The 11626-nt window shown below is 48.6% G+C and carries 8 protein-coding genes; all 8 read left to right on the top strand.

What is annotated here, in order from left to right:
• The first annotated feature begins 33 nt into the window (after positions 1-33).
• Complete coding sequence (locus ACEW8P_RS19175) at positions 34-336, top strand: Dabb family protein (RefSeq protein ID WP_373514688.1); 303 nt, start codon at positions 34-36, stop codon at positions 334-336.
• The gene (gene trpA / locus ACEW8P_RS19170) at positions 333-1133 is read left to right on the top strand and encodes a tryptophan synthase subunit alpha (RefSeq protein WP_373514687.1); all 801 of its coding nucleotides are present in this window, start codon (positions 333-335) and stop codon (positions 1131-1133) included. The genes ACEW8P_RS19175 and trpA overlap by 4 nt, the downstream gene beginning before the upstream one ends.
• 158 nt (positions 1134-1291) lie before the next feature.
• On the top strand, positions 1292-4657 hold the full coding sequence (locus tag ACEW8P_RS19165; RefSeq protein ID WP_373514686.1) for a DUF4175 family protein: 3366 nt from the start codon (positions 1292-1294) through the stop codon (positions 4655-4657).
• Between the two features lie 165 nt (positions 4658-4822).
• Entirely contained in the window at positions 4823-5263 is a 441-nt protein-coding gene (gene ybeY, locus ACEW8P_RS19160; RefSeq protein WP_373514685.1) for an rRNA maturation RNase YbeY, read from the top strand.
• An 84-nt stretch (positions 5264-5347) separates the two neighbouring features.
• Positions 5348-7210, top strand: coding sequence for a tRNA uridine-5-carboxymethylaminomethyl(34) synthesis enzyme MnmG (gene mnmG, locus ACEW8P_RS19155; protein WP_373514684.1), 1863 nt, complete (start codon positions 5348-5350; stop codon positions 7208-7210).
• On the top strand, positions 7207-8109 hold the full coding sequence (locus ACEW8P_RS19150; protein WP_373514683.1) for a class I SAM-dependent methyltransferase: 903 nt from the start codon (positions 7207-7209) through the stop codon (positions 8107-8109). The genes mnmG and ACEW8P_RS19150 overlap by 4 nt, the downstream gene beginning before the upstream one ends.
• 217 nt (positions 8110-8326) lie before the next feature.
• Entirely contained in the window at positions 8327-9940 is a 1614-nt protein-coding gene (locus ACEW8P_RS19145; RefSeq protein WP_373514682.1) for an Ig-like domain-containing protein, read from the top strand.
• Between the two features lie 433 nt (positions 9941-10373).
• On the top strand, positions 10374-11626 hold a 1253-nt coding region (locus ACEW8P_RS19140; protein ID WP_373514681.1), incomplete at its 3' end, for a tetratricopeptide repeat protein.

The raw sequence follows: 11626 nt of genomic DNA, 5'->3' as shown, positions 1-11626 counted from the left end.
GAAACTACCCTCGAACCAACCGAATCCGAAAAAATGCTCCGCCACGTCGTACTTTTTAAATTTAAAGATTCTTCCACCCCCGAGCAGGTCAGGGAGGTCGAAGACGCTTTCCTGGCTTTGCCCTCCAAAATCGATGAGATTAAATCGCTCGAATGGGGAATGAACAATAGCCCAGAAGGCCTGAACCAAGGCTATACGCACGCCTACTTCTTGACTTTTGAAAGCGAGGAAGACCGTGCCGTGTATTTGCCGCACCCTGACCATAAAGCTTTCGGCGAAACGCTTAGCCCCCATCTGGACAAAGTACTGGTAGTCGATTACTGGACGAAGGAATGAACCGAATCGAAGCACTTTTTGCACTGCAGCCTTCCGGCAACCTCAACGTTTATTTTACGGCAGGTTTTCCACAAGTAGGGGATACCCGTCGGGTTCTGTCTGCTTTACAGGAGTCGGGCGCCGACCTGGTAGAAATCGGAATGCCGTATTCCGATCCCGTAGCCGATGGCGAAACCATTCAACTCAGCAATCAGCAGGCTCTGGAAAATGGCATGACAGTGCGGCTGCTTTTGGAGCAGTTGGAAGAGATGCGCGAAGATGGCATCACGATGCCCGTGCTGCTGATGGGCTACGTCAATCCGGTTATTCAGTTCGGGATCGAAAGGTTTTGTCAGAAATGTGCAGAAGTAGGCGTGGACGGGCTGATTTTGCCCGATATGCCGATGGATGTTTATTTAAATGAATACAAGACAATTTTTGAAAAACATGGTCTTTTAAACATCTTTCTGGTAACGCCGCAAACCTCCGAAGCGCGCATCCGGCAAATTGATGAGATGAGCACGGGCTTTATCTATACCGTTTCCTCCGCTAGCGTCACAGGCTCCCAGTCGGGCGTCAGCGACAACATGGAAGCCTATTTCGACCGCATCGACGCCATGCAGCTGCGTAATCCGCGTCTGATCGGTTTTGGCATTAAGGATAACGCCACTTTTGAAAAAGCGTGCAACTACGCACAGGGTGCCATTATCGGCAGCGCGTTTATTCGCGTCCTGCAAGGCAGTCAGGATATTACTGCTGACGTCCACGATTTCATTCATTCGGTGAAAGCCAATAATCACGAAGGGATCGGCGTTTAACAAACACGCAGCTTATTGAGTTAATTGTCCGAAGCGACAGAAACAAAATTTTCTGTCGCTTCGGCTTTTTCTTTTTATCTTGTAGCAGAATGCGCCACGCAGCATCTGCACGATAATTGCTGCGTACCTAAACAGATTAACCTTAACGTAAAAAACATATGGCAGCTTCAGCCAGTACCTTGCTCCTGAGAATTCAGGAATATCGTCAGAAATATTACCAAAATCGTTTGCTCAAGGGCGTTATTTTTTCGGCGGCTTTGTTGCTGAGCGTCTTTTTGGCATTCAATACTTTGGAATATTTCGGCCGATTTAGCTCGGGACTGCGGGGGACGCTGTTCTTCGGCTTTCTGGCGGTGCTGCTTTTTTCACTTTACCAGTGGGTCATACAGCCGCTGATAAACTTGTACGGACTGCGGCAGCCCATTTCAAACGAAGCCGCCGCTTCGCAAATAGGCCAGTACTTTCCCGAAATTGGCGACAAACTCCTCAATACGTTGCAATTGCAATCCCTCTCCGGGCGGCAGACGGATTTGATCGACGCCAGCATTCGGCAGAAATCCAGTCAGCTATTGGTGGTACGCTTCGCCGATGCCATTCGTTTTCAAGAAAACAAGCAGTACATCAAGTATGCGATTTACCCTTTGGCGGCTATCGCTGTGATTCTGATGTTCAATCCCAGCTTTTTCACGTCCAGCTCTGATCGCATCATTCACTTCCAGAAAAACTACACCTACGCGCCTTTTACTTTCGAGGTCAAGAACAAAGATTTGAGAGCATTCCGCAACGAAGATTTCAAGCTGGATTTGACCCTCAAAGGTGAAGCTTTACCCCAAGCGGTTTATCTGGTGCAAAACGGCACTCGCTTCAAGCTCAATCAAGAGGGCGATCGTGAGTTTTCCTACACATTCAAGAATGTGCAACGCAACGTCCAATTCTCTTTCGATGCGGCGGGTTTTGCTTCCGAAAATTATGATTTGAAGGTCATTGAGCGGCCGAGTTTGCTTTCTTTCGATGTCAACCTGCGTTATCCAGCTTACCTCAATAAACCCGCCGAGGGTCTGGCCAACGTCGGTAACATGACTGTCCCCGAAGGCACGGTGGTCGAGTGGAATTTCAATACCTCGGCCACGAATGCGCTGGGTCTGAAATTTGAGAAAGACTCGCTGCTGTACAAGGCTAAAAACAAAGACGAAAAGCGTTTTCAGTACCAGAAGTCGATGCGCCGCTCGTCGCAATATGAGGTCTTGTTGCAAAACAACGAGACGCCCAACGCCGAGAAAATTGGCTATTATATCAACGTTATTCCCGACAAGCATCCGGTACTTTCTTTAGAAAATTTCCAGGATACGACGTTGTACAACTACCTCGTTCTGGGCGGTTCCATCAGCGACGACTACGGTTTTTCTCAGTTGAAAGTCTTCTACTCGATTCACCGGGAAGACAAGCCGGAAGAAAACAAAACTGCCTCGTTGAAAAGCATCAACGTACCTTTTAACAAGACGGTCAACACGCAGAGCTTCTACTTCCAGTGGTACGTGGACAGTTTGAAACTGGCTCCCGGCGACAAGATTGAGTACTACGCGCAGGTGTGGGACAATGACGGCGTCAATGGCCCGAAAAGCGCCCGTTCTCGGACAATCAATTTTGCTGTGCCTAGCAAGGACAAATTGAAGGAAGAAGTCGAGAAATCGGCTAAGCAGACCGAGAAGCAGATGGAGGACGCTCTGAAAAAGGCGCAGAGTCTGGAGAAGGATCTTGAAAATCTTGAAAAGAGACTGAAGACTAACAAAGACCTGGACTTCCAGGAACGCAAACAGGTCGAGGACATTATCAAGAAACGCGAAGATTTGATGGAGCAAGTCCGCTCCCTGCAAGATCAAAACAAAGCGACTAACGAGAAGTCGAATCAGTTCAAACAGCAGAACGAGGAAACCCAGAAAAAGCTGGATCAATTGCAAAAGCTGATGGACGATCTCATGGACGACGAAACCAGCAAGCTATATAAAGAACTGGAGAAACTACTGGAAAAGAAGCAGAGCGAGCGCATGACCAAAATGCTCGAACAACTGCGCAACAAGGAGAACAACCTTGAAAAAGAACTGGAACGGACGCTGAACCTCTTCAAGAAAATGCAGATGGATCAGAAGATGGAGGACGCAGTCGAGAAGTTGGAAGAACTTGCCGACAAGGAGGAAAAGCTGGCGGAAAAATCGAAGGAAAACGAGAAGACTAAAAACGCCGATGATAAGAAAGCGAAGAATGAAGAACTGAAAAAAGAGCAGGAAAAGATTAAGGAAGAGTTTGAGAAGACAAAGGAAGACCTCGACGAAATAGAAAAGATGGGGGAGGAAATTGACGAAGATCCCGACACCCAGGAGGAGGAGCAGGAGGAAGCCGAAGAGCAAATGGATAAGGGCAATGAAAAGCTCGATGAAGAGAAAAACTCGGAGGCATCAGAGGCCCAAAAAAAGGCGGCGAAGTCGATGAAGAAAATGTCGTCTTCCATGTCTGAATCCATGATGAGCGCCCAAATGCAGCAGATGGAAGAAGACCTCGCCGCCCTGAGAGACATTCTAGAAAACCTCATTACGCTGTCTTTTGACCAGGAAAAATTGATGAAGGATTTCAAGGGCGTGAATTTACAAGACCCGCGCTTCGTGACGTTGGGTCAGGAACAATTGAAATTACAGGACGACGCCAAAATTATTGAGGATAGTCTATATACTTTGGCCAATCGCGTGATCCAAATCCAGTCGTTCATCACCCGTGAACTGAACGATATGAAGTCCTACATGGGCGAGAGCGTCACGAATATCAAAGACCGCCGCCTGAACGTCGCCACTTCCAAGCAACAGTTTGCCATGACTTCCATGAACAACTTGGCGCTCATGTTGAGCGACGTTTTCCGGCAGATGCAGCAGCAAATGGCGATGGCAATGGCAATGCCCGGCAGTGGAAAAGGCAAGGGAAAGGGTAAAGGCAAAGGGAAATCCCCTAGTGCCGGAGAAAGACAGCAGGGTCTGAACGAACAGATGAAACAAATGGGTAAAGGCAAGAGCGGCATGGGTCAAGAGGGACAAGGCGGGTCTTCCGAACAACTCGCCCGTATGGCCGCTGAACAAGCCATGATTCGTAAGATGATTCAGGAACTGATGGACTCCCAGAAAGGAACCGAAAACGGCCAGAAGTTTGGAAATGAGTTGAAGGAATTGATGGAGAAAATGGAAGAGTCAGAAACGGACTTGGTCAACAAGCGCGTCAATCAGGAATTGATCAAACGTAACCAGGAAATCGTAACTCGGTTGCTTGAATCTGAAAAGGCGATGCGGGAGCAGGGTGAAGATGACAAACGGAAAGGTGAATCGGCGGGTGAAATTGTCCGTCGTCCACCACCTGCTTTCGAGCAATACATTCGGGAAAAAGAAAAGCAAACTGAACTTCTGCGTTCAATTCCTCCTACACTTTCTCCCTTCTACAAACGTGAAGTAGATGCATATTTCAGGCGAAATGGCTCTAGTCAATAGGGTTTTGGAAGATTTTCGGCTGTGCTTATTAACTGTTACTACATCATTTCTAGCTGTTTATTATGTTTTTGTGTAATTGTTTGTGTAATTTTCCGTTCACCAGTAACTTTCAGCTATATGCAGTTGCTGGCGACCATTTTATCTTTCACTACACACTAAACATTTATGGCAACTTTAAAATCCTTGATTCAGTTCTTCGCGGAGGACGTGGATCATGAACTTACCAATCCGACCAAAGCTAGACGATGGTTGAAATTCGTAGTTGATCAGGAGGAACACGATTTGAACTCCCTCAACTACATTTTTTGTTCCGATGAATACTTGCTCAACATGAATCGCGAACATTTGGATCACGACTATTACACAGACATTATTACCTTCGATACCAGTGACGATGAGAAGCAGATCGAGGGTGAGATTTACATTAGCATCGACCGAGTCAATGAAAACGCTGCCACTGCCGAGGTCAAAGAGGATGAGGAACTCCGTCGGGTGATGGTTCATGGCGTGCTCCATCTTTGTGGATTCAAGGACGACACTGATCTGAATAAAGAAAAAATTCGTGATAAAGAAGATTATTATCTCAAGAACTACAAATACCAATAAAATTTCCACGTGGAACACTTGTGAATTTTCACAAAAACTCAGAGTCTCGGCGGAAAGTCGAGACTCTTTTCAATTTAAATCGAGATGTTTGAAGAATATGATGTGATAGTAGTAGGGGCAGGACACGCAGGCTGCGAAGCCGCCGCTGCTGCCGCCAACATGGGGTCGAAAGTTTTACTAGTCACAATGAACATGCACACCATCGCACAGATGTCGTGCAACCCGGCAATGGGCGGAGTAGCCAAAGGGCAAATCGTACGAGAAGTCGATGCGCTCGGCGGGCAGTCGGGAATTATTAGCGATCGAACCATGATTCAGTTCCGCATGCTGAACCGCTCCAAAGGCCCGGCGATGTGGAGTCCACGCTGCCAAAGCGACCGACAAATGTTCGCCAACGAATGGCGGGAAACTTTGGAGAAAACGCCCAATGTCGATTTCTGGCAAGATATGGTCAACGGGCTAATCGTAAAAGAGGGTCGGGTGATTGGCGTGAAAACGAGTCTGGGGATTGAGATAAAAGCCAAAAGTGTGGTGCTAACAAATGGCACCTTCCTAAACGGCCTGATCCACATCGGCGAGAAAAACTTCGGCGGTGGCAGAACGGGGGAGCGGGCAGCTACCGGAATCACTGAACAGTTGGAAACGCTGGGCTTCGAGTCAGGTCGCATGAAAACCGGAACGCCCCCACGCGTGGATGGTCGTTCACTGAATTATGAACTCATGGAAGAACAGCCTGGCGATGAAGAGCCGGGTAAGTTTTCCTATTCCGGCACTAAGCCGCTCACGCATCAGCGGAGTTGTTGGATTACTTATACCAATCAAAAAGTCCACGATATTCTGAAAACGGGTTTTGACAAATCGCCCATGTTCTCGGGGCGTATCAAAGGATTGGGGCCACGGTATTGCCCATCGGTGGAGGATAAAATCAATCGCTTTGCCGACAAAGATCGCCACCAGATTTTCGTAGAGCCGGAAGGCTGGAACACAATAGAGGTGTACGTCAATGGCTTCTCGACTTCTTTGCCCGAAGACATTCAACTTAGGGCTTTAAAGGAGATTCCAGGATTCGAAAAGGTAAAAATGTTCCGTCCTGGCTACGCCATCGAATACGATTACTTCCCGCCCACGCAATTGAAGTTGACGTTAGAAACACACCTGATTGAGAACTTGTATTTCGCCGGACAAATCAATGGTACTACGGGCTACGAAGAAGCGGCTTGTCAAGGCTTGATGGCGGGCATGAACGCACACTTGAAAATCCGCGAGCAAGATCCATTTGTCCTTAAAAGGTCGGAGGCTTACATCGGGGTTTTGATCGACGACCTCATTAATAAAGGTACCGAAGAGCCTTATCGGATGTTCACCTCACGAGCAGAGTACCGCACGCTGCTTCGGCAGGACAACGCCGACATTCGCTTAACCGAGCGCGGTCACGCGGTGGGTCTTGCCGACGACCAACGTCTGGAAAATGTTAAGAGAAAGATCGCGCAGACGGAAGAATTGGTACAAGAATTGATGAAGATCAAGGTGACGCCGGAAGAGGTGAATTCACAATTGGAAAACTACCATACTTCGCACATCAGGGACAAGACGACGCTTCATCAACTCTTGAAAAGACCTCAATTAACTATAAAAGAAATCAGGGAAATGCAGCCGCAATTTTCGGACTATCTCGATAAGTTCGAGAACGACGCCATCGAGCAGACCGAGATTCACGTCAAGTACGATAGCTATATCGAGAAGGAGCAAATGATGGTGGAGAAGATGAGCCGTATGGAGGACCTCGCCATCGTGGGAGGTTTTAATTACGACAAAGTGCAGGCGCTGTCCTTTGAAGGTCGCGAGAAATTGAAGAAGGCCAAACCCCAAACCATCGGACAGGCCTCCCGCATCAGCGGCGTCAGCCGATCGGATATTTCAGTACTTATGATTCATATTGGCCGATGATTCTTGAAACGCTTACCCGATGCCCGGTTTGCCAATCGGCGCAATTCGACGATTTTTTAAAAGTAAAAGATCACACCGTTTCACAGGCCGAATTCCAAATAGTGGCTTGTGGTGTGTGTGGTTTCAAGTTCACAAATCCGCGTCCACCCGCCGAAGAAATCGGGCAGTACTACGAATCCGCCGAGTACATTTCGCACCACGACGAAGCACGTGACTTGATGAGTACTATCTATAATAAAGTGCGAGACCACACGACGCAACAAAAGATCAATCTGCTGGATCGAGCCGTAGAAAAGAAAGATAATTTACTGGACGTCGGCAGCGGCGCAGGCTTTTTTCTTTCTCAGGCCAAAGCCGCCGGGTGGCAAGTCACCGGAACAGAACCGAATTCGCAAGCACGCGACATTGGGCAAAATCGGGTAGGGGAGGACATTTACGAGACAATCGAAGATTCATTTTTTGCCAACAAAAAATACGACGCCATCACGATGTGGCACGTGCTGGAACACGTGCATCGCCTGAATGAAACGCTGGCGTGGCTGCACGAGCACCTTGCCCCAAAGGGAAAGTTGTTCATTGCCGTTCCTAATCCCGAATCGGACGACGCTCAAGCGTTTAAAGAAAACTGGGCGGCTTACGATGTGCCACGTCACCTATATCATTTTTCGAAAAAGTCTATGCAGCAATTGGCGAAAAAGCACGGTTTCCTAGTGCAGGAAATTCTGCCAATGTGGTTCGATGCCTATTATGTCGGACTGTTGAGTACGCGCTACCAATCAGGGAAAACGAGTCTGCCGCAGAGCGTTTGGCGGGGAACAGCATCTAATTGGAAAGGGCGCAAATCAGCCGATGGTTCGCCTAATACCTCCAGTTTGATTTATGTTCTTGGCAAAACGTAGCCAGCGCGCTACCTTAATTATTCTGCCAAGTCATCGCCGACCAATTGGGGCGTGACAAATCTACAGTATATATGGTATCCAGCTTTAAAAAACCTTAAAACTGAATCACTCATTATATTTGACCCTCGATACCGCGCGTTGGTATTGGGGGTTTTTTAGTTAAGTGACCGACCCGTTTCTGCCTACCTTGCAGAGCTTTTCAAATCCAAAATCTTGCATGAAAAAATATTTGCTGTTCCTGCTTTCCCTCATCGTCCTCACTCGTTGCGCTCAGCAAGTCGCCCCTACGGGTGGGAAGAAAGACGAAACGCCACCGACCTTGCTGGAATCGAATCCACCCAACGAAACCCGGAATTTCAAAGGAAAGGAGATCGAACTGTTCTTCGACGAGTACGTGATCGTGGACAACATTCAGCAGAAACTCATCATCACACCCGAGACAGAAAACCCCTACACACATAAGCAAAAGGGTACTTCGATTCTCCTGGAATTCAAGAAGAATTTTGCCGATAGTACGACCTACACTTTCAACTTCGGTGATGGCATCAAAGACTTCGCCGAGCGCAATCCTGTCCAAAATCTCAAGCTGGTTTTTAGCACTGGGCCGACCATCGACTCCGCCCGGATTTACGGCACCGTCACTGACCTGCGCTCTGACAAACCAATTTTCGATGCCCTTGTGGGACTCTACCAAATCAAGGATACGATCAATCCCGAAAAGCAGAAGCCTTACTATTTTTCGCGCACCGACAGCAGCGGGCGTTACGCCATCGAAAACGTGCAGGTGAACAACTACCGTCTCATTGCCACCGACGACAAAAACCGCAACCAACTTTATAATACCAAAGACGAGCGCGTAGCGTTCCTCGACTCCGCCATCCGGGTTGGCTCCGATTCGGTGAACTACGATCTACAACTGTACCTGTCCGACGTGACCGTGCCACGCATTCAACGTACCTCGCCAAAAGTCAATGACTACACATTGATATTTAATAAGAGCATGGATAGTGTTAGCGTAAAATTCTTGCGCGGCGAGCCGTTGGCCTATGTATTGGAAAACCCGACACAACTCAAATTCTTCAAAGGAAACAGTACCGCTGACACCACGCTCGCCCTCGTCGTCGCCAAGGATTCCCTCGGCCAAATCGTGGAGCAAGAGCAGAAGATTTCCTTCCAGGCCCAGCGTGGAAAGGAAAAGCAACTCGACCCGACCAATCTCACGACAACTCCCGGCAACGGTCAACCGCTGGCGCGTGATTTCAAACTGGTTTTTAATTTCAACAAACCCATCGCCCGGCTGGACACGCAACGAATTCAACTCCAAAACGACAGCCTAAGCAAGCAGCCGCTCGCGGGCATGAAAACTCGCTGGAACAGGTACCGCAACGAACTCACCATCGAGGGAAAGGCGACCGCCCGCGATACCATCAAATGGATCATTCCCAGGGGAGCCATCACTAGCGTGGAGGGTGATTCCACTCCGGCCGTCACCTACCGTTTTCCCGTTTTGAAGGAAGAGGATTACGGCATACTGCGGGGGGAAATCCTGGCGGATACGGGAGCGCACTTTATTCTGGAATTGATCAATGAGGAATTCAAAGTCGTGCGCACAGCTTATTCGACTCCGTATTCTTTCACGCAAGTACCGCCGGGCAAGTACCAACTGCGTGTCATCGCCGACCGCAACAATAATCGGCGTTGGGATCCCGGTATTTACAATCAGGGACGTCAGCCCGAGCGGATTTACTATTTCCCCGATCCGGTCGTCATCAAAGCCAACTTCGAGTTTGACGACAACAATTTCACACTACCTGCCAAATCCACTGATTAGTTTTTCCCGAAATGCCGTTTTATGTGCATAACCCTGTGGAAAACGTGTGGGCTATGTGGATAATGGCCTGATCGTTGTGGGAAACCCTGTGGAAAAGAATAGATTAGTGTGGAAAAGATCGCTTCCCCAAACGCCAAGTGGAAAACCTACTAGCTAACCGCGACTTAACAGGCTGTTGATGCACTTCAGGAATGGTGGATAACCTCCGCCGAGTTATCCCTCCACAATTCACAGCAATTTGTGGAAAAAGTAAGGCTCACTTGAAAGACAGGGAATTAGTTGTGGAGAAGCCGCGAAAGTGCGTGGATAAATGCCTAACTTGTACACAAAGGGCCGGATGGCTGAAGTGGATCTAGAGTGGATAACAAACTTGTACACATATCCACAGGCCTAATTTAACCTTAATAGTAAAAATTTATTAATTATATTATTTATGAAAAAGGTTTTTGCGTGGATAACCTTGCTGGCGTTGCTGATTGGGAGCGGCGCGGCCTACGGTCAGACGGATGAGCAGTTGGCCGAGGAGTATTTCAAAAAGGAGGAATGCGAGAAGGCCGTGACCTACTACGAGAAGATTTTGAAAAAAAACTTCGAGAAGCGGGCGCTAAAAAATTATACAAGTTGCCTTGCCAAAACGAAAGCCTGGGACGACGCCGAGAAATTTTTCAAGCGGCAGGTCAAGGGTGATAATCCCAACGCCGCCTGGTACTTTCTAAACTGGGGAATGTTACTGGAAGCGCAGGGGAAAGAGGCCGAATCGGAAAAACGGTACGCCGAAGCCGTGGAGGCGTTCGGACCGCGCGTGGATCTGTATCGCGATTTGGCGGAGGAGTTCCGCGAGACACAGAAGCCAGAGTGGGCTCAACGAACGCTCCAGCGCGCCCGCGAGGTTCAGAATAATGAGAACCTCTACCGCCTGGAAATGGCGAGCGTATATCGCGAATTGAACGAACCCGAAGCGATGATCGCCGAGCTGCTTTCGTACGGCATTCTCTTCCGAAATACCGAGATAGTTCAGAACATGCTACAGGATTTTTTGAAAGAGGAAAAAGAGCAGGCGATGCTCGAAAAAGTACTTTACGACAAAATCCAGAAGAACCCCAATGAAGCTTTCTACAACGAACTCCTCGTCTGGTACCAAGTGCAGCGCAAGGATTTTTACAAAGCCTTCGTGCAGGAACGCGCCCTTGACAAGCGTTTCAAGTACAGCGGCACCCGCATTTTCGACCTCGCTAACCTGGCCCTGCAAAACAAGGATTACGAGAATGCCGCCGATATGTTCGAGTACATCGTGAAGGAATACCCCAAGGGGCAACTCTATCCCTTCGCCCGCCGCATGGCCATTAGTTCTCGCGAGGAGCAGGTCAAAAACACCTATCCTGTCAAGAAAGACGAGGTGCAAAAACTCATCGGTGAGTACCAGAAGCTGCTGGACGAACTGGGTACCAACCCCCGCACCCTGGAAGCCCTGCGCAACATGGCCATCCTCCACGCCTTCTACCTCGACGAGAAGGACAAGGCCATCGAAATCCTGAACCGCGCTATCGAAGCGGGGAAAACCGAGAAGGAGTTTGTGGACAAATGCAAGCTTGACCTGGGCGATATTTATCTTTTGGTAGGCGAGCCATGGGAAGCCACGTTGCTTTATTCGCAGGTAGAGAAGTCGCAGAAGGACGATGTGCTGGG

This window comes from Persicitalea sp., from assembly GCF_041751555.1.
Lineage (GTDB): Bacteria > Bacteroidota > Bacteroidia > Cytophagales > Spirosomataceae > Persicitalea.
The sequence above is the reverse complement of the archived record's forward strand: the minus strand, read 5'-3'. Positions and strand labels throughout refer to the sequence as shown.